This is a genomic window from Sphingopyxis sp. BE259 (assembly GCF_031457495.1).
Classification (GTDB): domain Bacteria; phylum Pseudomonadota; class Alphaproteobacteria; order Sphingomonadales; family Sphingomonadaceae; genus Sphingopyxis.
The window spans coordinates 204,311-226,288 of sequence record NZ_JAVDWM010000001.1 but is presented as its reverse complement, the minus strand read 5'-3'; the positions used below and the strand labels follow the sequence as shown (position 1 = coordinate 226,288).

Genomic DNA, 21,978 nt, shown 5'->3' with positions numbered 1-21,978 from the left:
CCAATCGGAGTTTTCGATGAACGATCTCTCGCCGCCCCAGGACCAGAATCGCGACGATCGCTGCCCCGGGACCAGCTATACCGACATGCTGAAGGCCGACACGCGGCGCGTACCCGATTATCTGTTCGCCGAATCCAACCAGGACATGGGCGACGCGCCGATCCCGATCGAACGGTACGTCAGCGAGGATTGGGCGCGGCTTGAGCGCGAGAAGATGTGGCCGAACATCTGGCAATATGCCGCGCGCGAAGAGGATATGCCAGAACCCGGCGACACCGTCGTCTATGACATCAACGAAAAGAGTATCCTGCTGGTCCGGCAGAAGGATCATTCGGTCAAGGCCTTCTACAATGTCTGCCTGCACCGCGGCCGCAAGCTGCGCACCGAAAGCGGCCCGGCGGTGCATCTGCGCTGCCCCTTCCACGGCTTTTCCTGGCATCACGACGGCAAGTTCAAGGAAGCCCCCTGCGCGTGGGATTTCAAGCATCTCGAAGCCAAGGACATGAGCCTGCCCGAACTGCGCGTCGAACGCTGGCAGGGGTTCATCCTGGTCACCGAAAATCACGACCTGCCGTCGTTCCGCGACTGGGTCGGTCCCGGCGTCGAGCATTATGATAATTGGCGGCTCGATGAATGTTACACCGGCGCCTGGGTCGGCCGCGTCATTCCCGCCAATTGGAAGGCGGTCTCCGAAGCGTTCATGGAGGCGTGGCACAGCATCGTTACCCACCCACAGATCCTCGGCTTCACCGCCGACGCCAACACCCGCTACGACCTCTACGGCGATTTCCTCAACCGCGCGATCACCCCGGCGGGGGCGATGTCACCGCATATCAAGGGCAAGGACCAGTTTTACGTCCTGAAATCGCTCGAGGATTTCATCGGCGCTGGCGACAGCCGGGCGCGGCGGGCGACCGGCGATCCCGCCGATCTGAAGGGCTTTGCTGCCGACGACCCGATGCTGGCGCGCAAGGTGCTGGCGCAGGCCAACCGCGACGCCTTTGCGGCGATGAACGGCCATGACTACTCGGACGCCACCGACAGCGAGATGCTCGACAATTTTACCTATAATGTCTTTCCCAACTGGTCGCCGTGGGGCGGGTTGGTGCCCAACATTGTCTATCGCTGGCGGCCGTGGGGCGACGCCGACCATTGCCTGATGGAGGTCCGCATCTTGATGCGGACGCCGAAGGGAGAGAAGCCGCCGAAAGCAGCACCGATGTATCTGATCCCCGACGACCAGCCGTTCGCCAACGCCAGCCATCTGATCGGCGCCGCGCTGGCGGGCGTGTTCGATCAGGACATGGAAAACCTGCCCTATGTGCAACAGGGGATGAAATCGTCGCCGAACGGGGTGCTTGAACTCGGTCACTATCAGGAAAGCCGGATCCGGCACTTCCACCGCACCCTCGAAAAATTCATGGACGAAACACTGCCCGGCTGATGGCGACAATCGGCCCCCTGCTTTCGCTCGCGGCGGGCGTCATGCCCGAATTTTCGCCGCAGCAGACGGTGGCGGCGGCCGCGGCCGGCGGCTGGTCCGCGGTCGGCATCTGGTACGATCCCGAAAGCTGGACCCCGGCGACGACGATCGAAATCCGTGACCGAGTCGCCGATGCCGGGCTGGTGGCGCTCGACATCGAGGTCATCTGGCTGAAACCCGGCCCCGACGATCCAGCGCATTTTGCCGCGATCGATGCAGGCGCCGAGATTGGCGCGCGCCATGTGCTGGCGGTCAGCTCGGAGGCCGACCCCGCACGCACCGCCGAAAAGCTAGCGCGGCTAAGCCGTCATGCCGCGGCGTCGGGAATGCGCGTCTGCCTGGAATTTGCCGCTTTCACGACCGTCGGCGACGTCCATGCGGCGCTGGAGATCCTCGACACGGCGGGGTGCGAGGATGTCGGCCTGCTGATCGATCCGCTGCACTTGGCCCGCACCGGCGGCGCCCCCGCCGATCTCGCCGCGATAAAGCCGCACCGCTTTCCCTACGCGCAATTCTGCGACGCGCCCGCCAGCGGTCCGCCGCCGAGCGACGTTCCGGCAATCATCCGCGAGGCGCTCGACCTGCGGCTGATGCCGGGCGACGGCGCGCTGCCGCTGCGCGAGTTGCTCGCGGTGTTGCCGCGCGATGTCCCGCTGAGTATCGAACTGCGCTGCGCGGCGCTGCGCGACGGTTATCCAGATCCGACTGAGCGTGCACGGACATTGCTGGCCGCGACGCAAGGTTGGTTGAGCAAGGAAACCGACCGATAGCACGCGACCGCTTCAACCGAAGCTCGTCATTGCGAGCGAAGCGAAGCAATCCAGAGTAGCGCAACCCGCCCTGGATTGCTTCGCTTTGCTCGCAATGACGAAGGAAATTTAACCCCAATCCTGCAGCCGCGCCCATTCGACCAGGGGCGTCGGCGTCAGTCCGAGCCGCGCCGCGGGCGCCGGGTCGACGATCAGCGGCGATACCGGCTGGTCGTTATACCAGCGATAGAATTTCGCCATCCCGTCATAGATGCTGTGCGGCTGAATTTCGCGTGATCCGGTGACGAGCTCGCTCATCCCCGCCGCGAATTCGTCGGGCGCGAGGCTGAGGAAGCGGACCGGACGGCCGAGCGCCTCCGACAGACGTTCGGCGACCTCATCGCCGATCAATGTTTCGGGTCCGCCGAGCGGCAGGTGGAGCGGCGCATCCGGCTGCTCCAGCGCCGCGACCATCGCCGCGGCAACATCGCCCAGGCACACCCAGTCGATCTTCAGCGTCGACGCCGCGGGATAGGCGAAGATGCCGCGCTGCGCGATCGACGGCTTGCTCCACACCCGGATCATATTGTCCATGAACACCACGGGCTCGACAAAACAGCAACGCGCACCGCTCGCCTGCAAGGCAGCTTCGATGTCGCGCCGCCCGTCGTGGGCGGACAGGTCCAGATCATGGTCGGCGACGAAACAAGCGGTGTTGAAGACGATGTCGCGGATTCCGGTCGTTTTTGCCGCCGCCCCGATCGCTTCTCCATAAGCGGCGGCGCGGGCGCGGTCGAATTCGAACGGCAGGTGAAAAGCCAGCGCATCCTGTCCGGCAAAAGCGGCCGTCAGCGACGCGCTGTCGCCGATGTCGGCGTGAACGGTCGGCAGATCGGGAAAAGGCGTCGCCGCCATCGCGTCGGCGCGCCGCGCGCCTGCGGTGACCTGATGCCCCGCCGCGAGCAGCGCGCGCACCAGCGGCACCCCCTGATCGGCCGATGCGCCGAGGACGAGCACCCGCATGTCAGGCCTTCAACTGCTCGACCATATGGGCCGTGTCGAAATAATGGATGCGCATCGACGCCATCTTGCCGGCGCCGTCGAATTGGGTGACCTCGGCGATATGGGTTTCGAACCGTTTGCCGGAGGATTTCGCGGTGACGGTGAAGTGGAGCAGCGCGACGGCATGTTTTTCGCCGCCGACCAGTTCCTGCCATTGCACGACGGGATTTTCCCAGAAGGTCATCACATGCGCGTAAAGCCGCTGCAGCGCATCGCGTCCGCGCCATTCGCCGCCATAAGGGAGCGAGGCCGGCTCGTAGATGACCAGATCGTCGGCCATGAAGTCCGCGACCGCATCCCACTCGCCTCGCGCGACGGCGGCGTACATCGCCTTGCTCGCTTCGAGCGGCGTCATTCGATCGTGCCGACGAGCGCGCCGACCGGATAGACTTCGCCCTCGACCCCGATCGGGCGGATGATTCCCGCGACCTGCGCCTCGACCTCGACCGTCGTCTTGTCGGTTTCGACGGTATAGAGAATATCGCCGACCTCGACGCGTTCGCCGTCGCCGAACATCCATTCGTTCAGCGTCATTTCGGTCGCCGACATGCCGATCTTCGGGATGCGCAGTTCCTCCGCCATCGCCTCAGCCCTTCCAGTTCATCGCGGCGCGCACCGCATCGGCGATCGCATCCTTGTTCGGGATCCACGCCTGTTCGAGCGCATTCGCCATCGGCACCGCCGAAAAGGCGCCGCCGATGCGCGTGACCGGCGCCTTGAGCTTGCCGAACAGTTTTTCGTTGAGGCGCGAGGCGATTTCGGCGCCGGTGCCGTACTGCTTCACCGCCTCGTGCAGGACGATCGCGCGGCCGGTCTTTTCGACCGACGCCGTTACCGTCGCCTCGTCATAGGGCGCGATGGTTCTGAGATCGATGACCTCGACCGAAATCCTCTCATCGGCGAGCTTGCCCGCGACTTCGAGCGCGTCGAGCACGGTGCGGCCATAGGTGATGATCGAACAGTCACTGCCCTCGCGCGCCACCGCCGCCTTGCCGAGCGGGACGATATGCCCCGGCCCCGGATCGTCGGATTTCAGCCCGTAACACAGGATATTCTCGATAAAGATCACCGGGTCGTTGCACGCGATCGCGGCGCGCATCAGCCCCTGGGCATCGGCGGCGTTCGATGGCGTCACGACCTTCAGCCCCGCGACATGCGCGAACCAGGCCTCGAGCATATCGCTATGCTGCCCGCCGAAGCCGACCCCAACGCCGGTCGTGGTGCGGATCACCAGCGGGACGTTGGTCTGCCCGCCCGACATGAAGCGCAGCTTGGCGGCATGGTTGACGATCTGGTCCATCGCAACCGTCACAAAGTTCATCAGCATGATCTCGGCGATCGGGCGGAAACCCGCGAGCGCGGCGCCGACGCACGCGCCGACGATCGCCTGTTCCGAAATAGGCGTCGCGCGGACGCGGTGCTCGCCATATTTCTCGGTCAGCCCCGCCGAAATCTTGAACACCCCGCCGCCCTGCTTCGCGGCGACATCCTCGCCGAGCAGGATCACTCCGTCATCCTCGGCCATCGCCTCGTCGATCGCGCGATTGATCGCCTGCGTCATCGTGATCTGGCCGCTCATGCCGCAATCTCCTCTTCGAAGACATCCTTGCGGATTTCCTCTGGTCCCGGCAGCGGGCTGTTCGCGGCGAATTCGGCGGCCGCGTCCATCTGTGCATCGAGATCGGCGACGATCGCGTCGAGCTCAGCCTCGGTAAACTGATGGTCGAGCATCAGCTGGCGCAGCCGCGGCAAGGGATCCTCCGACGCCATCTCGGCGAGATGCTCGGGCGGCATGTAGGAAAAGTCGGCGCCGAAGAAATGGCCCATCATCCGATAGCACATCGCCTCGATCAGCGTCGGCCCCTCGCCCGCGCGGGCGCGATCGACCGCGGCCTTGGTGGTGGTGTACATCGCAATCGCGTCGTTGCCGTCGACCTTCACGCCGTCCATCCCATAGGCCTTGGCGCGGGTGACGATCGAGTCGACCTTGGTGTGGTCGGCAAAGGCGGTGTGCTCGCCATAGCGGTTGTTCTGGCACAGGAAGATCACCGGCAGCTTCCACAGCTGCGCCATGTTCATGGCTTCGTGAAAGGCGCCGATATTGGTTGCGCCGTCGCCGAAACACACCATCGTCACCTTGCCGTCGCCGCGATTTTGCGACGCAAGTGCCAGCCCGTTGGCGATCGGCAGCCCCGATCCGACGACGCCGGTGGTGACCATCACCCCGGTTTCGGGATGGGTGATATGCATCGACCCGCCCTTGCCGCGGCAGGTGCCGCCGACCTTGCCCGCAATCTCCGCAAACAGCGGACCCAGCGGCACGCCCTTGGCAATCTGGTCATGCTGGCCGCGATAGGTGGTGACAAGATAATCATCCTGTTCAAGCGCCGTCATTGCCGCCGCCGACACCAGTTCCTGCCCGCGCACGGTGTAATAGATGACCGCTAGCTTGCCGGTCATCAGCAGCGAGCGGAATTTCTCGTCGGCGCGCGCAACCCGCATCGTGCGGGTGTAGATGTCGCGCAGCTTCTCGCGATCGATGGTCTTATCGGTCATGCAGGCTCTCCGATGCCCAGTTTGGGGTTGGCGCTGGCGGCGGCGCTGGGGCGGGCGGCAACGCGGTCACGCCAGGCGACAAGGTTGGTCAGCGCAGGATCGAGCGGCTGCCCGACCATCGCGCCAAACTCGACGAAGCTGTAGAGTAGCACGTCAGCGAGGCTGAAGCGGTCGCCAGCGAGCCAAGGCCCCGCGCCGATGATCCCATCGACTTTCGCCAAGCCATCGGCGGCGAGCCGTTTGAGATCGGCGGCAGCATCGGGCAGACAGAGCATCCGGCTCTGGAACATCGGCAATCCTTCGGCCCCGCGAAAGCCTGCGGTCATTGGAACGACGACGATCTGATCCAAGATCCGCACCAGCATCCGCGTCTGCGCGCGCTGCTCGGCGGTCGCGCCGATCAAGGCATCACCGCCAAGCGCCTCGCCCAGATATTCGCAGATTGCGACGCTCTCGGCGATACAGCCGCCGTCGTGGAGTTCGAGCAACGGGGTGTGTCCAAGCGGGCTCTTTGCGCAGAAATCGGGCCGCCGGTTCTCGGCCGCCATGATGTCGACGAACTGGCGGTCGACCTCGATTCCGGTCTCGGCCAGATACATCAGCACCACACGCGGGTTGGGGCCGATCGATTGATAGAGTTTCATCGCGCCGCCCCGATCAGAACTGGACGCGCTTGGTAAAGCCGCCGTCGATCACCAGATGCGCGCCGGTCATATAGGGGCAGGCGGGCGAGGCCATGAACACGATGCCCTTCGCGACTTCCTCGGCCTCGCCAAAACGGCCCAGCGGCATTTGTGCCAAGGTCGCATCATAGAGCGCGGGCACCGCTGACTTGATGACCTCCCAATTGCCGCCGGGATAATAGATTGCGCCGGGCGAGACGATGTTGACGCGGATATTCTGCGCCGCGAGCGCCTGGCTCAATTGCGAGCCGTAGGTGATCAGCGCCGCTTTCAGCGCGTTGAACGCCTGTGGCACGATGAAGGTCTCGACCGCCGCGGTCGACGACATGAAGATGATCGACCCGGATCCCGACGCCGCGAGCGCCTCGGTCAGCGTCTCGACGCCGTGGACCGCGCCCATGACGTCCATGTCGAGTCCGCGCTGCCAGTCGCCGGTCGCGCCCTGCCCCGATGAGCTCGCGGTATGGATGAAGATGTCGCAGCCGCCGAGCGCATCGCGCGCCTGGCCCAGCCATTCGCGATAGCCATCGGGGTTATCGGTCATATCAAACTGTTCGCCATGGACCTTGCCCGGCCCCGCCGCATCGATCGCCGCGACCGCTGCCTTCACCTTGTCGGCGTCGCGCGAGAAAAAGGCGACATCGGCGCCCTCGGCGGCAAAAATCTTGAGCGACGCGAGCCCCAGACCGTGCGCGCCGCCATTCATGATGACTTTTTTGCCCTTCAGACCCAGGTCCATCGCATCCTCCTTTGGTAATTTTAAGGAAGAGCGTAGCGGCAACGCGGACGGCGAGACATCAGCAAAAATGTGAGCCGCGCGCGTCGAGCGAAGGCGAGAGACGCTATCGGCGCACAGGGCGCGCAAAATGAAGGAATGGCGCACCCGAAGGGATTCGAACCCCTGGCCTCTGCCTTCGGAGGGCAGCGCTCTATCCAGCTGAGCTACGGGTGCCAATAGAGCGCGGCCTCTAGCAAGAGCGTGGCGCCGCAGCAATGGCCTATCGACGCTGCCCCGCGGATGTGCGAAGCGAGCCGAGATGGGCACGGGGGAGCCAGCGTGAAGGCGTCGGATTACGACTGGCCGATGGCGGCCGACCTGTATGGCGAAATGCAGCTGGAGGCGCATCCGCCCGCCAAGCGGCGTTGGCGCGACTATATCCCCGGGGTGCTGGTTACCGGAATCGCTGCGCTCGCCGCTGCGTGGCTCGCCGACCATTATGCCGCGCCGCTGGTCTTGATGGGGCTGCTGATCGGGCTGGCGATGAGTTTCCTGTCGCAGGACCGGCGCACCCACGCGGGGCTCGACCTGATGTCGCAGACCGCGCTGCGGATCGGGATCGTGCTGGTCGGGGCGCGCATCACCGCCGATCAACTGGCCGAGCTGGGGCCGCTGCCGTTCGCGCTGCTGGTGCTGATCATGCTCGCGGTGATCGTCGTGACCGTCGCGACCGCGCGATGGTTCATGCAGGATCGCCACGCGGCGCTGCTTGCGGGCGGCGCCACCGCGATCTGCGGCGCGTCGGCAGCGCTCGCGCTCTATTCGCTGATCGGCGACAAGCGCGTCGATCAGGCGCGCTTCACACTGACGCTGGTCGGAATCACCGTCGCGAGCGCCTTTGCCATGACGCTTTATCCCGTGCTGGCATCCGAATTGCGGCTGACCGACGCGCAGGCGGGGTTCCTGATCGGCGCATCGATCCATGACGTCGCGCAAGCGATCGGCGGCGGCTTTTCCTTCTCTCCGCAAGCAGGCGAGGTCGCGACGATCGTCAAGCTGACCCGCGTCGCGCTGCTCGCGCCGATGCTGATGCTGGTGGCGCTGTGGTTGGGTCGCAGCGGAGAAAGCGATGGCACGCGCAAGATCCCGCTGCGCCTGCCGTGGTTCATTCTGGGCTTTTTGGGCGTTGCCGCGGCCAATTCGCTGATTGCCATCCCCCGACCGGTTCAGGACGGCGCCGCGACGGCAGCCCAGGCTCTCTTGCTGCTCGCGATCGTGGCCACCGCGATGAAGGCGCGGCTGCATCTGCTGCTCGATCAGGGATGGCGCAGCTTTGCGCCGATCATCATCGCGACCCTGACCAGCTTTGCGCTGTCTTTGGCCGCTGCGTTGAGCCTGTGACGCCGCGGCGTCACGCCATACCCTTGTGAGATTTAGCTTTTTGGAAGCGCCCAGCTGACCGTCAGCTGGGTCGCGCGGCGCGGGATGTCGAGCTTGGCTTCGCTGAAATTGACCTTTTCGTTCGGCGGCAGCATCCGCACCGGCGGCTTGATCGTCCAGCTATAGACAATCGTCCCCTGTGCATCGCGCAGTTCGGCGAGGATCGGCGGCACCCGCTGTTCGCGGTCGGTCGGGTTGATGATCACCCCCGACGCAGCGAAATAGATCGTGCCGTCGGCCAGCTCGCGGTGATCCTGGTTGGGCGGCAGTTCGATCACCAGGTCAGGTTCGGCAACCATGCCCGGCAGCCCGAGCCCCTGTGCCCAGTTGGGCAGACCGAAAGTGGCAAGGCCAGCGGTCGCCGCGACCATCAGCACCGCAGCGCTCGCGGCGATCAGCGTCCAGCGTTTCGCCGGATTGCGGCGCGGGCGCCGGAACGGCAGCGGTGCCTCTGCCGCGGCTGGTGCCGGGCGCGGCGCCGGGTCGGCGGCAAAGGCTTCGGGCGGCGGCGGCGGCGGTTCGGCGGTGACCAAGGGGTCGCCGGCCGCCGCCAGATCGCGCGTCGCCGGTTCCTGGAACCAGCTGTGGCGACAATTGGCGCAGCGCACGGTGCGCCCAGTCGGCCCGATGGCGCTATCGGGTACGACATAACGGGTATGGCAGGACGGGCAGGCGAGGATCATGGTCCCCCTCTAAACACGCTGATTCGCAGTGTTGCAAGTGCCGCGTCGTCAGGGGCGGTCCACTCCCCGCTTTACCTGACCAGGCAGCCGTGTAACAGGCGGGGCATGAGCGCCGCCGCGCCCCTGTTGCACGCCCTCTCGCCCGCGCAAATTCGGGGGCGGGTGACGCCATGACGGACGCGCTGAGCCCGCGTCCCGGCGGCGCGATGGTCGAATTTGACGGAGTGGGCCTGCGCTATGGCCCCGATGCCGAGGTGCTGAGCGACGTCAGTTTTAACCTGCAGCCGGGCAGTTTCTATTTCCTCACCGGCGCGTCGGGCGCGGGCAAGACGTCGCTGCTCAAGATGCTGTATCTGGCGCAGCGACCAAGCCGCGGCATCGTCCGCCTGTTCGGCGAAGATCTGGTCAATATGCCGCGCCAGCGCCTGCCCGGCTTTCGTCGCCGCATCGGCGTGGTCTTTCAGGATTTCCGCCTGATCCCGCATCTGTCGGCGCGCGACAATATAGCGCTGCCGCTGCGGATCGCCGGAGTCAGCGAAGAGGATCTGTCGGGTCCGGTCGGCGAAATGCTGAGCTGGATCGGGCTGGGCGAGCGCGCCGACGCGCATCCGGCAACGCTGTCGGGCGGCGAGCAGCAACGCGTCGCGATCGCCCGCGCGGTGATCGCCCGGCCGCAACTGCTGGTCGCCGACGAACCGACCGGCAACGTCGATCCGGAAATGGCGATGCGCCTGCTCGGATTGTTCGAGGCCTTGAATCGCCTGGGCACCACCGTCGTCGTCGCGACCCACGATATTCACCTGATCAGCCGGATCGAGAATGCCCAGATGATGCGGCTGGAAAGGGGCCGCCTGTCCGATCCGACCGGCGCGCTGCGCTATCCCCCGGCCAACCGGACATGACCCAGGGTCAGAACCTCGCATGATCATCCCGCGCGTCCCCGTCCAGCATCGCCGCCTGCTGCCCGACCGCCGCTTGTCGGGGCCGACGCCGTGGGTCATCGCGATATTGATGATGCTGACCCTGCTGGCCGCCGCCGCCGGGGTCGGACTGGCACGATCGGCAAACGCGATCGGCAGCGCGATTGCCGGGCGCGTGACGGTGCAGATCGTCACCGCCAACCCGGTAACGCGCGCCCAGCAGGCCGCGGCGCTGCGCCGCGCCGCCGCCGCGCAGCCCTTTGTCCTGTCGGCGCGCGCGGTTGACCGTGAAGAATTGCAGGCGACGCTGGGCCAGTGGTTCGGCAGCGCCGATGAAGGCGATCCGGTGCTGAACGCGTTGCCCCTGCCCGCGCTGGTCGACATCGATTTCGTCGGCGACAACCGCAGCCGCCAGATGCAGCAACTGCGTGCCTTGGTTGCCGCCGAAGCCCCCGGAGCGCGGATCATCCCGCACGCCGAATGGCTGGGGCCGGTCGCACGGCTGATCGGGTCGCTGGCGTGGATCGCCGGCGGGCTGGTTCTGTTGATGACGCTCGCCAGCGCGGCGGTGGTGATCATGACCGCCCGCGCCGCGCTCGGCACCCATTTTGCGACGATCGAGATGCTCCACCTGATCGGCGCGACCGACCGCCAGATCACCCGGCTGTTCCAGCGCCGTATCGCGATCGACACCGCCTATGGCATTGCGCTTGGTACCGCGGTCGCCGCAGCGCTGCTGCTGCTGATCGGCTGGCAATGGTCGGGGGTCACCTCGGGGCTCGCCGCGACCGCGTCGCTGGGACCGACCGGCTGGGCGCTCTTGCTGGCGCTGCCGCTATTGGCTATCGCGCTCGCAGCCCTGACGGCGCGCCAGACGTTGCTCGCCGCGCTCAAGAAGATATTATGATCAAGCGCCTGATGTCCCTTTTTTTCCTGGCCTGGGTGCTCGGTTTTGCGTGGTTTGCGCTGTTGCCGCCGCTGCCTGCCGCAGCACAAAAAACCGATGCCATTGTCGTGCTGACCGGCGGGCCGGGACGCATCGACCGCGCGCTCGAACGGCTTGAGGCGGGCGACGCCGAGCGGCTGTTGATCAGCGGCGTCGCGCGCGAGGTCAAACCGCGCGAGCTCGCCGCCGAATATAAACGACCGACGGCGCTGTTCGATTGCTGCATCGCGCTGGGGTTCGAGGCCGAGGATACGCGCTCGAACGCAACCGAGGTTGCGACCTGGGTTGCGCGGCGCAAGTATAAGACGGTGCGGCTGGTCACCACCGACTGGCATATGCGGCGCGCCGAATATGAAATCGGCCGCGCCGTCGGCGACAAGGTGACGATCTTGCCTGACGCTGTTCGCAGCGAGCCCAATTTCGCGACCCTGTTTCGCGAATATCACAAATATCTGGCCGGATTGGCGGGCGGGCTGCTCGGCCTGTGAGATACAGCATCGCCCTGTTCCGTTCGATCCTGTTCTGGATCGCCTTTTTCGTGATGAGCAGCATTTCGTCGATCGGCGGGGTGCTCGCGCTGCCGATCTCGCATCGCGGCACGATCTTTTTCGTCCGCATCTGGGCACAGGCGCATCGGCTGTTCTGCCGTTTCCTGCTGGGCCAGACGATCATCATCGACGGCGAGATGCCCGATATTCCGGTGCTGTATGTGTTCAAGCATGAATCGGCGTTCGAGACGATTGAACAGCCTGGGCTGTTCAAGCATCCTGCGGTGTTCGCCAAAGAAGAACTATTCTCGATCCCAGTCTGGGGCCAGGCGGCGCGTTTCTATGGCCTGATCCCCGTTGACCGTGACGGCGGCGGCAAGGCGATGCGGGCGATGCTCAGCGCAGCGAAGGCGGCACTGGCGGCTGGACGTCCCTTGGTGCTGTTTGCCGAGGGGACGCGGGTGCCGCACGGGCAGGCGCCTGGATTGCGCCCGGGTTTCGCGGGCATGTACCGCCTGCTCGGGGTGCCGGTGATCCCGGTCGCGGTGAACAGCGGTCTGGCGTTTCCCCCGCGCCGCTGGGTCAAATGGCCGGGCACGATCACTTACAAGATCGGCGAGACGATCCCCGCGGGCCTGCCGCGCGAAGAGGCCGAGGAACGGGTGCGGGTGGCGATCAATGCGCTGAACCCGCCTGAGGCGTTGTTGGAAGGTTGATCGTCGCCCCCGAGAAGGCGGGGGCCACGAATGTTCCTAATGTTTCCGCCCGAAATCGGGCGCCGCATCATCCTGTCCTTCGGCGATGATCGACCGGCGGATCGCCCGCGTCCGCGTGAACCAGTCCTCCAGCTTGTCGGCATCGCCGCGGCGGATTGCCTGCTGAAGCACGGTCAGATCCTCGTTGAACCGTTGCAAGGTCGCGAGCACCGCATCCTTGTTGGCCAGGAACACGTCGCGCCACATCACCGGGTCGCTCGCGGCGATGCGGGTGAAATCGCGAAAACCGCCCGCCGAATATTTGATCACCTCGCTCTCGGTGACCTCTTCCAGCTCGCTCGCGGTGCCGACGATGGTGTAGGCGATCAGGTGCGGAAGATGGCTGGTTACCGCCAGCACCATATCGTGATGCGCGGCGTCCATGACGTCGACCTTGGCGCCCAGCGCTTCCCAGAAGTCGGTAAGTGCGGCGACCGCGTCTGCGGGCGCGGCGGCATCGGGGGTAACGATGCACCAGCGCCCGTCGAAAAGGCTGGCAAAGCCGGCTTGCGGCCCGCTGTTCTCGGTCCCCGCCACCGGGTGCGCGGGGATGACGATATGGCCGGGCAGCACCTGCGCCAGTGCCTCGGCGACGCTCGCCTTTGACGACCCGACGTCGGAGATGATCGTTTCCAGCGCGAGGCCCGGCGCCATCGCCGACGCCGCAGCGGCCATGCCGCCGACCGGCACCGCCAAAATGACCAGATCGGCATCGGCCACCGCGGCATCAGCGCGATCAGCGACTGCGTCGCACAACCTCAGTGTCCGGGCGACGTCGCGCACGTCGGCGCTGGCGTCATGGCCGGTGACCATCACATCGGGCAGCTTGTCCTTGACCGCGCGCGCAATCGACGATCCGATCAGGCCAAGGCCAATGATCGCCAGCCGTTCGACGCGCCGCGACACGATCAGCCGTTCAGTGCCGCGCGGATCGCCGCCGCCAGCCCGCGCGTCTCGGCCTCGGTACCGATCGTCATCCGCAGCGCACCGGGCAAGCCCTGCCCCGGCAGCCAGCGCACGATATAGCCTGCCTCCATCAGCCGATTGTACACCGTCTCGGCGCTCACATCGCCCTCGAACAACACGAGCAGGAAATTGCACGCCGACGGCACGATGCGCAGCCCGTGATTGCCCAGGCCTTCGATCTCCTGCGCCAGCCAGGCGCGCCACTTGGCATTATGCTCGCGGCTGGCGGTGATGAACGCTTCATCGCCGATCGCCGCGATCGCTGCCGCCTGCCCCGCGCGGGTGACGTTGAACGGCAGGCGGATGCGGTGCAGCGCCGAAATCACCTCGGCACAGGCATAGCCCCAGCCGATCCGTTCGGCGGCGAGCCCGTGAATCTTCGAAAAGGTGCGGGTGATGAACACATTCGGCTGCGTCTTCGCCAGATCGAGCCCGCCATCATCCTCGGCATCGGACAGATATTCGGAATAGGCCTGATCGATCACGAACAGCACATCCTTGGGCAGCCCCGCATAGAGCCGCGCAACTTCGTCCTTCGACGCCAGTGTCCCGGTCGGATTGTTCGGATTGGCCAGATAGACGACGCGCGTCTTTTCGGTCACCGCGGCGAGCAACGCGTCAACGTCGGTGGCATAGTCCCGGTCATCGGCCTCGACCGGCACCGCGCCGACACGCCGCGCCGCGATCTCGTACACCGCAAAGCCATAACGCACGTACAAGATCTCGTCGCCGACCCCGGCATAGGTGCCCGCCGCCAAATGCAGCAGCTCGTCCGACCCGTTGCCGCAGATGATCCGCGCCGGATCGAGCCCGAACTTCGCCGCGATCGCTGCGCGCAACTCGGCCGAACCCGGATCGGGATAGCGCGACAGCGCATCGGGCGCCGCCTGCACCGCCGCGAACGCCACGCGCGCCTTTTCCCCCGTGCCGAGCGGGTTTTCATTGGCGCTCAGCTTGATCAGCGGGCGGCCGTCGGCACCCGCCGACTTGCCGGGGACATAGGGGGCGATGCCGCTGATCCACGGCTTCGGGCTGAGCGTTTGCGTCGTATCGGTCATGCCGCGGCGTTTAACGCTTCGATAGCCCGAGTCCAGCACGTTGACAGGCTTCGCGCACCCGCTTAGCCCCGCCGCATCATGGCAACCCGCTTGCAACCCGTCCAACACAACCAGATCGAACTGACCCGGCCGCTGGCGCTCGACAGCGGCGCCGTGCTGGCGCGGCCAACGATCGCGTTCGAAGCCTATGGTCCGCTCAACGCGGCGCGCAGCAATGTCATCCTGATCTGTCACGCGCTGACAATGGACCAATATGTCGCCTCGACCCATCCGGTCACCGGCAAGCCTGGCTGGTGGAGTCAGGTCGTGCGGCCCGGCGGGGTGATCGACACCGATCGCTATCACGTCATCTGCGTCAATGTGATCGGCAGCTGTCTGGGGTCGAGCGGCCCCGCCAGCATCGATCCCGCCACCGGCAAGCCCTTTGCCATGGCGTTCCCGGTGGTGACGATCGGCGACATGGTGCGCGCACAGGCGATGCTGCTCGACCAGCTCGGTATCGAGCGACTTCATGCCGTCATCGGCGGATCGATGGGCGGGATGCAGGCACTCGCCTGGGCCGCCCATTATCCCAGCCGCGTCGAACGCGCCCTCATCATCGCCTCGGCGGCGCGCCATTCAGCGCAGAATATCGCGTTCCACGAAGTCGGGCGGCAGGCGATCATGGCCGACCCCGACTGGCAGGGCGGCGATTATTATGCGAGCGGACGGTTGCCGGTGAAAGGGCTGTCGGTCGCCCGCATGGCGGCACATATCACCTATTTGTCCGAAGCCGGACTGACCGAGAAGTTCGGCCGCCAGCTTCAGGACCGTGAGGCCAAGACCTTTGGTTTCGACGCCGATTTCCAGATCGAATCCTATTTGCGCCATCAGGGGATCAGTTTCGTCGATCGCTTCGACGCCAATTCCTATCTCTATATCACCCGCGCGATGGACTATTTCGACCTTGCCGATCCGCATGGCGGCCGCCTTGCCGACGCTTTCCGCCATTCGCCGGTGCGCTTCGGCCTCGTCAGTTTCGATTCGGACTGGCTCTATCCGACCGCCGAATCGCGGCGCATCGTGCAGGCGCTGCACGGCGCCGGGGCGCAGGCGAGCTTTGTCGAGCTGTCGAGCCCGTTCGGCCACGACGCGTTCCTGCTCGATTCGCCCGAGATGTGGCGGTTGATGGCGGGCTTTATCGAGGCCGGGCTATGAGCGCGCCGATCCTGCGTCCCGACCTCGCCCTGATTGCGGCGCAGGTGCCGACCGGCGCGCGCGTGCTCGATGTCGGCTGCGGCGACGGCACGCTGATGGCGGCGCTGCGCGACACCAAGGCAACGGATGTTCGCGGGTTGGAGATCGACCCCGCCAATGTCGCGGCGGCGATGGAATTAGGCCTCGCGGTGGTGCAGGGCGACGCCGATCGCGACCTTGCCGATTATCCCGACGACAGCTTCGACATTGCCATCTTGTCGCAGACGCTGCAAACCTCGCACCGGCCCGACCGCATCATCGACCAGCTGCTCCGCATTGCGCCGCGCGCGTTTGTCAGTTTTCCCAATTTCGCGCATTGGCGCGTCCGGCTTGACCTGCTCTGGGGCGGGCGGATGCCGGTGACCCGCCTGCTGCCGGTGGCTTGGTACGAAACTCCCAATATCCATCATGTTACCGTCGCCGATTTTCGCGACCTGCTGCGCTCCAAGGGGATCGGGGTCGATGCGGCCTGGTATCTGTCGGGCGACAAGCCGACGAGCGCCGCCGCGGCGACATGGCGCGCCGAACATGCGATTTTTCTGATTTCGCGATAGTCCGTCGGCCCCGCGCAGGCAGGGACGACGATTCAATCGCGCTTCATCAACCCGTTGGCGACAAAATCATTCGCGATCCGCGCGATCTCCGAAATATCGGCATCCTCGTCCCACAAGCCGTAGCGCATCCCCAGAAACACGTTCATCCCGCCAATCGCCCAGGCGTGAATCTCACCGACATCGGCGCGAATCTCGCCGCGCGACGCGCCCGCCTCCAGCCGCTGCTGCACGCGCGCGACCGTGGTTTCATAATGGCGGCGATAGCTGGCGTAGTCGACAAACTCGGCCTCATCGATGATCCGATAGATTTCCTTATGCTCGCGCACAAAGCCGAGAAAGGATTCGAGCCCGATCCGTTCGGCACTGATTTCGTCGGGCGCGGCCTGGACGAGCGGGGTGACATGGTCGCGCAATTGTTCGCTCATGTAGCGGACCAGCGCCTGGAAGATCTCGTCCTTCGAATCGAAATAAGTATAAAAGCTGCCGAGCGCGGTCCCCGCGCGGCGGGTGATGCCGCTGATCGACGCCTCGTGAAAGCCGCGCTCGCCAAATTCGATCGCCGCCGCGTCGAGCAATTTGCGCAGCGTGCGGCGTCCGCGATCGGTGCGCGGTGTCTTGTCGCGCGCTTCGCCCGCGTTGTCGGTTGCTGCGTCGTGCGGCTCGTCCATGGCTGTTTTCCGTCTCCCCTCCACCCGCTCTCGCTGCATCGTGGCTTTTTCGCACCACTAGCAAGCAAAAAACGACGAAGTCATATTCCAAGTTGAAACTTGGTTCATGTTTCATTATTGGGTGCGTCGCGGCTTGGCAAGCACCGAGCCCAAGAAAAACGAAAAGGGTGGCCCCGGGCCGCCCCTTACCTGGGAGAGTCCTTCATGCGTCCATTCGCTCGTCCGCTGCGCCGCGCCATCCTCGCTTCGAGCGCGCTGTCCATGCTCGCCTTTGCCCCCGCCGCCTTCGCGCAAGAAGCCAATGCTCCCGAAGCAACCGCGACCTCCGACGACGAAATCATCGTCACCGCCCGCCGCCGCGACGAACGCCTGATCGACGTCCCCGTCGCGATCACCGCTTACTCGGGCGAAGCGCTCGCCAAGGCCGGCGCGATCGACATCACCGACGTCGGCCAGACCACCCCGAACACCACGCTCGAAGTATCGCGCGGCACCAATTCGACGCTCAGCGCCTTCATCCGCGGCGTCGGCCAGCAGGATCCGGTGTCGGGATTCGAACAAGGGGTCGGCCTTTATCTCGACGACGTCTATCTCAACCGTCCGCAGGCTGCGGTGCTCGACATCTATGACGTCGAACGCATCGAAATCCTGCGCGGACCGCAAGGCACGCTCTATGGCCGCAACACCATCGGCGGCGCGGTCAAATATGTGACCAAGCAGCTGCCCGAAGAATTTTCGCTCAAGATCAAGGGCACGCTCGGCACCTATGACCAGGCCGACCTCGTCGTCACCGCCAGCGCGCCGATCGGCGACATCGTTCGCGTCGGCGGTTCGATCGCGCGGCTGTCGCGCGGCGGGTTTGGCGACAATCTGACCACCGGCCTCGAAAACTACAACAAGGACGTCTGGGCCGGCCGCGGCACCGTCGAACTCGGCGGCTATGGCGAGCCGGTGCTGATCCGCATTTCGGGCGACTATACCAAGGACAAGAGCGCCCCGCGCGGCGGCCACCGCCTGATCCCGTCGCTGCGCACCAACGCGCCGGTGCTGGGCAATGTGTTCGACAGCCGCGGCGGCCTCAATGATCCCAAGCAAGAGATCGAATCCTATGGTCTGGCGATGAACGTCACCGCCGAGCTGACCGACACACTGACCCTCCGGTCGATCAGCGCCTGGCGCAAGGACTCGTCGGCGACCCCGATCGATTTCGACGCGCTGCCCGCGGTCGATGTCGATGTCCCCGGATTCTATTTCAACGAACAGATCAGCCAGGAATTCCAGCTGCTCTATGAAGGCGACCGCCTGAAAGGCCTGCTCGGCTTCTATTATCTCGATGCGACCGCCGACACGCTGTTCGACGTCCGCATCTTCAACACCCTCGCCGGGTTGACCGCCTTTACCGAAGCCGATGTCGACACCACCACCTTTGCGGTGTTCGGCGACGCGACCTTCGATTTCACCGAGCAGCTCAGCCTGTCGGTCGGCGGCCGTTACACTTGGGACAAGCGCGAAGCGTCGATCCTGCGCCAGAACTACCTCGGCGGTGGCTCGCCCGTGTTTGGTGGCGCCGGCGTCGCGTTCGGCGCCCCGGGCACCGATTTCGACGGCAAGCGCAGCTTCAACAAATTCACCCCGCGCGCCTCGCTGTCGTTCAAACCGACCCCCGACCACACACTTTACGCCAGCTATTCGCAGGGCTTCAAGGGCGGCGGCTTCGATCCGCGCGGGGTCGGCGTCAACGCGCCCGACACCGACGGCAACGGCACCCGCAGCGACGCCGAGATCGCCGCTTTCCTGAGCTTCCGTCCCGAGCAGGTCGAAAGCTATGAAGTCGGCTACAAGGGCAGCCTGATGGACGGCGCAGTCAACGTCGCGATCGCCGGCTTCTACGCTGATTACACCGATGTCCAGATTCCGGGCTCGGTCGCCTGCACCGTCAGCGGCCTGCCCAGCTTTTGCGGTATCGTGTCGAACGCCGGCAAGGCGACCTTCAAGGGCATCGAATTCGAAGGCCGCGTGCGGCTGGGCGAGGATCTGGCCGCGGCAGGCGACCGGCTGACCCTGTCGACCGCGCTGGGCTATATCGACGCCGACTATAAGGAATATGTGTCGAACATCGGCGGCCGTCCGACCGACGTGTCCGATTTCCGCGAAGTCCAGAATACGCCCAAATGGACCGCCAGCGGCACCTTGGCATACGCAACCCCGATCGGCGACGGCGATTTGAACTTCGGCACGACGCTGTCGTACCGCAGCAAGACCTATCAGTTCGAAATCCCGAATCCCTACATCGATCAAAAGGGCTTTGCGATGCTCGACGCCAGCATCGTCTACACCGCGCCCGACGATCGCTGGAGCATCGGCCTGTTCGGCAAGAATCTGACCGACAAGGAATATAAGACGTCGGGCTATACTTTCATCAACGTCAACCCGACGACCGGCGCGCCGATCCTCGGCGCGAACGGCCTGCCAACCTCGGCATTGGGCACCGAAGGCACGCTGACCGCCTTCTACGGCAACCCGCGCCAGATTTTCGTGACCGGCACGGTGAAGTTCTAGGCTGCGCCTTCCTCTCTCCGTTCGTGTCGAGCGAAGTCGAGGCACCCATCGGGGTGAATGGCCTCACGGCATCTCGACTTCGCTCGATGCAAACGGATTTTTTGTCATTTCACGAGCACCGGTGCTCCACCCGCCGCGACCATCCGTTCGCCGTCGATCACGATCGGGCTTGCCAGCCCATCGACGAACGCGCCCTCGGGGCGAAACCGCATCCCGCGCGCCTGCACCTGCGGGTCGGCGAACACCGCCGCCACATCGTTGATTGGCCCCGCGGGAACACCCTCGGCTTCCAGCGCCAAGGCCAGCGGCTGCGCGTCCCAGCCTGCGATTTTTGCCGCCAGCAGCGGGATCAGCGCCGCCCGGTTCGCCAGCCGCGCCGCGTTGGTCGCAAAGCAGACATCGTCGGCCCAGCCCGGCTCGCCCAAAATCATACATAATTTACGAAATTGCCCGTCATTGCCCACCGCGATCACCAGCTGGCCGTCGGCGGTCGCAAACGCCTGATAGGGGACGACATTGGCGTGGCCATTGCCCATCCGGCGGGGCGAGGCGCCGCTCGCGAGATAATTGGCCGCCTGATTGGCGAGCACTCCGACCTGACAATCGAGCAGCGCCATGTCGATATGCGCGCCGACATCCGTGGCGTCACGCCGCCGCAACGCCGCGAGAATTGCGACGGTCGAATACATGCCCGTAAAGATGTCGGCATAGGCGACCCCCGCCTTTTGCGGCGCGCCGTCGGGCTCGCCGGTCAGCGACATCGCGCCGCCCATCGCCTGGATGATGAAATCATAGCCGGCGCGGTGCGCATAAGGGCCGGTCTGGCCGAAGCCGGTGATCGAACAAACGATCAGCCGCGGGAAATCGGCGATCAGCGTTGCGGGATCGAGGCCATATTTGGTCAGCCCGCCGACCTTGTAATTTTCGATAACCACATCGGCGCCCGCGATCAGATCGCGAACCGCCGCCTGCCCTTCGCTGGTGGCAATATCGATCGCGACCCCCGCCTTGCCGCGATTGGTGCTGTGATAATAGGCCGCGCCCAGATTTTCGCCATCGGCGCCAGTGACGAAGGGAGGCCCCCAGCCGCGCGTATCGTCGCCGACACCCGGCCGTTCGACCTTGACCACCTCGGCGCCTAGGTCGGCGAGCAATTGCCCACACCACGGCCCGGCCAGCACCCGCGCCAGTTCGACAACGCGGATCCCTGCCAGCGGCTTCGCCGCGCTAGCCGCCAAAGGCCGAAATACCGGTGATTGCGCGGCCCAGAATCAGCGCATGAACGTCATGGGTGCCTTCATAGGTGTTCACGGTTTCCAAATTCACCGCGTGACGGATCACATGATAGTCGGCTGAAATGCCGTTGCCGCCGTGCATGTCGCGCGCAACGCGGGCAATATCGAGCGCCTTGCCGCAATTGTTGCGCTTGAGCAGGCTGACCGCGTCGGGAATCAGCCGACCGTCATCGATCAACCGCCCGACGCGCAGCGCCGCGTGCAGCCCCAGCGTGATTTCGGTGAGCATGTTGGCGAGCTTCAGCTGGACGATCTGGTTCGCGGCGAGCGGCCGCCCGAACTGCTGGCGCTCGCCGGTGTAATTGCGCGCCGCTTCGTAACAGAACTCCGCCGCGCCCATCGCGCCCCAGCCGATGCCGTAGCGCGCGCGGTTGAGGCAACCGAACGGGCCTTTCAGCCCCGACACATGCGGCAGCAGTGCGTCCTCGCCGACCTCGACCGAATCCATGACGATCTCGCCGGTTACCGACGCGCGCAGGCTGACCTTGCCCTCGATCTTCGGCGCCGACAGGCCTTTCATCCCCTTTTCGAGCACAAAGCCACGGATCGCGCCGTCATGCGCCTCCGACTTCGCCCACACGACGAACACGTCGGCGATCGGCGAATTGGTGATCCACATCTTGGCGCCCTTGAGGCGGTAGCCGCCCGCGATCTTTTCGGCGCGGGTGCGCATGCCGCCGGGGTCGCTGCCCGCGTCGGGCTCGGTGAGGCCGAAACAGCCGACGAGTTCGCCCGAAGTCAGTCCGGGCAGATATTTCCGCTTCTGCTCCTCGCTGCCATAGGCGTTGATCGGGTGGATCACGAGGCTGCTCTGCACCGAACAGGCCGAGCGATAGCCTGAATCGATCCGCTCGACCTCGCGCGCGATCAGGCCGTAGCTGACATAGCTCAGCCCGGCGCCGCCATATTCGGGGTCGATCGTCGCGCCGAGCAGGCCGAGCGCGCCCATTTCGGACATGATCTCGCGGTCGAACCGCTCGTCGAGAAACGCCGAGGTGACGCGCGGCAGCAATTCGCCCTCTGCATAAGCGCGCGCCGTATCGCGCACCATCCGCTCCTCTTCGCTCAGTTCGGCGTCGAGCTGGAGGGGATCGAGCGGGTCGAGCGCCTCGATGCGCTGCGGATCGGCGAGGGCCATGAAAAAGGCTTTCTCTGTAAG

The 21,978-nt window shown here is 65.3% G+C and carries 23 protein-coding genes and 1 tRNA gene; 10 read left to right on the top strand and 14 right to left on the bottom strand.

Features of this window, described 5'->3' with window-relative positions; all coding sequences use genetic code 11:
* The first annotated feature begins 16 nt into the window (after positions 1–16).
* Positions 17–1,444, top strand: a complete 1,428-nt coding sequence (locus J2X44_RS01165; protein WP_310087451.1) for an aromatic ring-hydroxylating dioxygenase subunit alpha — start codon at positions 17–19, stop codon at positions 1,442–1,444.
* Positions 1,444–2,253: a sugar phosphate isomerase/epimerase gene (locus tag J2X44_RS01160; protein WP_310087450.1), complete on the top strand. Its 810-nt coding sequence runs from the start codon at positions 1,444–1,446 to the stop codon at positions 2,251–2,253. Before J2X44_RS01165 ends, J2X44_RS01160 begins: the two co-directional genes overlap by 1 nt.
* 108 nt (positions 2,254–2,361) lie before the next feature.
* Here the strand turns inward: J2X44_RS01160 and J2X44_RS01155 are convergent, their stop codons facing one another.
* The 8 genes from J2X44_RS01155 to J2X44_RS01120 all read right to left on the bottom strand — a co-directional run bounded on the left by J2X44_RS01155 (position 2,362) and on the right by J2X44_RS01120 (position 7,485).
* Positions 2,362–3,255 (bottom strand): NmrA family NAD(P)-binding protein, encoded by an 894-nt coding sequence (locus J2X44_RS01155; protein ID WP_310087449.1) that lies wholly within the window; start codon positions 3,253–3,255, stop codon positions 2,362–2,364.
* Between the two features lies 1 nt (position 3,256).
* The gene (locus J2X44_RS01150) at positions 3,257–3,649 is read right to left on the bottom strand and encodes a nuclear transport factor 2 family protein (RefSeq protein ID WP_310087448.1); all 393 of its coding nucleotides are present in this window, start codon (positions 3,647–3,649) and stop codon (positions 3,257–3,259) included.
* Complete coding sequence (locus tag J2X44_RS01145) at positions 3,646–3,876, bottom strand: biotin/lipoyl-containing protein (RefSeq protein ID WP_187140379.1); 231 nt, start codon at positions 3,874–3,876, stop codon at positions 3,646–3,648. The genes J2X44_RS01150 and J2X44_RS01145 overlap by 4 nt, the downstream gene beginning before the upstream one ends.
* Positions 3,877–3,880: 4 nt before the next feature.
* The gene (locus J2X44_RS01140; RefSeq protein WP_310087447.1) at positions 3,881–4,873 is read right to left on the bottom strand and encodes an alpha-ketoacid dehydrogenase subunit beta; all 993 of its coding nucleotides are present in this window, start codon (positions 4,871–4,873) and stop codon (positions 3,881–3,883) included.
* On the bottom strand, positions 4,870–5,850 hold the full coding sequence (locus J2X44_RS01135) for a thiamine pyrophosphate-dependent dehydrogenase E1 component subunit alpha (RefSeq protein WP_310087445.1): 981 nt from the start codon (positions 5,848–5,850) through the stop codon (positions 4,870–4,872). Before J2X44_RS01135 ends, J2X44_RS01140 begins: the two co-directional genes overlap by 4 nt.
* Entirely contained in the window at positions 5,847–6,494 is a 648-nt protein-coding gene (locus J2X44_RS01130) for a glutathione S-transferase family protein (protein ID WP_310087444.1), read from the bottom strand. Before J2X44_RS01130 ends, J2X44_RS01135 begins: the two co-directional genes overlap by 4 nt.
* Before the next feature lie 13 nt (positions 6,495–6,507).
* A complete protein-coding gene (locus J2X44_RS01125; RefSeq protein WP_310087443.1) occupies positions 6,508–7,272 on the bottom strand; it encodes an SDR family oxidoreductase in 765 nt (254 codons plus the stop codon).
* 136 nt (positions 7,273–7,408) lie between these two features.
* Positions 7,409–7,485, bottom strand: a tRNA-Arg gene (locus J2X44_RS01120).
* Between the two features lie 132 nt (positions 7,486–7,617).
* Here J2X44_RS01120 and J2X44_RS01115 point away from each other — a divergent pair.
* Entirely contained in the window at positions 7,618–8,652 is a 1,035-nt protein-coding gene (locus tag J2X44_RS01115; protein ID WP_405053384.1) for a YeiH family protein, read from the top strand.
* A 32-nt stretch (positions 8,653–8,684) separates the two neighbouring features.
* Here J2X44_RS01115 and J2X44_RS01110 read toward each other — a convergent pair whose 3' ends face one another.
* The gene (locus tag J2X44_RS01110) at positions 8,685–9,374 is read right to left on the bottom strand and encodes a zinc-ribbon domain-containing protein (protein WP_310087441.1); all 690 of its coding nucleotides are present in this window, start codon (positions 9,372–9,374) and stop codon (positions 8,685–8,687) included.
* Positions 9,375–9,544: 170 nt separating this feature from the next.
* Here J2X44_RS01110 and ftsE point away from each other — a divergent pair, with 170 nt between their 5' ends.
* From ftsE to J2X44_RS01090, 4 genes are read left to right on the top strand one after another with little or no spacing between them, the layout of a single operon-like run.
* Complete coding sequence (gene ftsE, locus J2X44_RS01105) at positions 9,545–10,276, top strand: cell division ATP-binding protein FtsE (protein ID WP_310087440.1); 732 nt, start codon at positions 9,545–9,547, stop codon at positions 10,274–10,276.
* A gap of 19 nt (positions 10,277–10,295) precedes the next feature.
* A complete protein-coding gene (locus tag J2X44_RS01100; RefSeq protein WP_310087439.1) occupies positions 10,296–11,201 on the top strand; it encodes a cell division protein in 906 nt (301 codons plus the stop codon).
* Entirely contained in the window at positions 11,198–11,728 is a 531-nt protein-coding gene (locus J2X44_RS01095) for a YdcF family protein (protein WP_310087438.1), read from the top strand. The genes J2X44_RS01100 and J2X44_RS01095 overlap by 4 nt, the downstream gene beginning before the upstream one ends.
* A complete protein-coding gene (locus tag J2X44_RS01090; protein ID WP_310087437.1) occupies positions 11,725–12,444 on the top strand; it encodes a lysophospholipid acyltransferase family protein in 720 nt (239 codons plus the stop codon). The genes J2X44_RS01095 and J2X44_RS01090 overlap by 4 nt, the downstream gene beginning before the upstream one ends.
* A 36-nt stretch (positions 12,445–12,480) precedes the next feature.
* Here the strand turns inward: J2X44_RS01090 and J2X44_RS01085 are convergent, their stop codons facing one another.
* Positions 12,481–13,389, bottom strand: coding sequence for a prephenate/arogenate dehydrogenase family protein (locus J2X44_RS01085; RefSeq protein ID WP_310087436.1), 909 nt, complete (start codon positions 13,387–13,389; stop codon positions 12,481–12,483).
* A 2-nt stretch (positions 13,390–13,391) separates the two neighbouring features.
* A complete protein-coding gene (gene hisC, locus J2X44_RS01080) occupies positions 13,392–14,507 on the bottom strand; it encodes a histidinol-phosphate transaminase (protein ID WP_310087435.1) in 1,116 nt (371 codons plus the stop codon).
* Between the two features lie 78 nt (positions 14,508–14,585).
* Between hisC and J2X44_RS01075 the strand changes: the two genes are divergently transcribed.
* Positions 14,586–15,704 carry a homoserine O-acetyltransferase gene (locus J2X44_RS01075; protein WP_310087434.1) on the top strand — a complete coding sequence of 373 codons (1,119 nt, stop codon included), beginning with the start codon at positions 14,586–14,588 and terminating at the stop codon, positions 15,702–15,704.
* Positions 15,701–16,297 (top strand): methionine biosynthesis protein MetW, encoded by a 597-nt coding sequence (metW, locus tag J2X44_RS01070; protein ID WP_310087433.1) that lies wholly within the window; start codon positions 15,701–15,703, stop codon positions 16,295–16,297. Before J2X44_RS01075 ends, metW begins: the two co-directional genes overlap by 4 nt.
* 32 nt (positions 16,298–16,329) lie before the next feature.
* Here the strand turns inward: metW and J2X44_RS01065 are convergent, their stop codons facing one another.
* Positions 16,330–16,965, bottom strand: a complete 636-nt coding sequence (locus tag J2X44_RS01065; RefSeq protein WP_310087432.1) for a TetR/AcrR family transcriptional regulator — start codon at positions 16,963–16,965, stop codon at positions 16,330–16,332.
* 261 nt (positions 16,966–17,226) lie between these two features.
* On the opposite strand from J2X44_RS01065, the gene J2X44_RS01060 reads away from it, so the two are divergent.
* Positions 17,227–19,524, top strand: coding sequence for a TonB-dependent receptor (locus tag J2X44_RS01060; RefSeq protein ID WP_310088302.1), 2,298 nt, complete (start codon positions 17,227–17,229; stop codon positions 19,522–19,524).
* A 104-nt stretch (positions 19,525–19,628) separates the two neighbouring features.
* On the opposite strand, the gene J2X44_RS01055 is transcribed toward J2X44_RS01060, so the two are convergent.
* Both J2X44_RS01055 and J2X44_RS01050 read right to left on the bottom strand, forming a co-directional pair.
* Positions 19,629–20,762, bottom strand: a complete 1,134-nt coding sequence (locus tag J2X44_RS01055; protein WP_310087431.1) for a CaiB/BaiF CoA-transferase family protein — start codon at positions 20,760–20,762, stop codon at positions 19,629–19,631.
* Entirely contained in the window at positions 20,752–21,957 is a 1,206-nt protein-coding gene (locus J2X44_RS01050) for an acyl-CoA dehydrogenase (RefSeq protein WP_310087430.1), read from the bottom strand. The genes J2X44_RS01055 and J2X44_RS01050 overlap by 11 nt, the downstream gene beginning before the upstream one ends.
* Positions 21,958–21,978 lie beyond the last annotated feature (21 nt).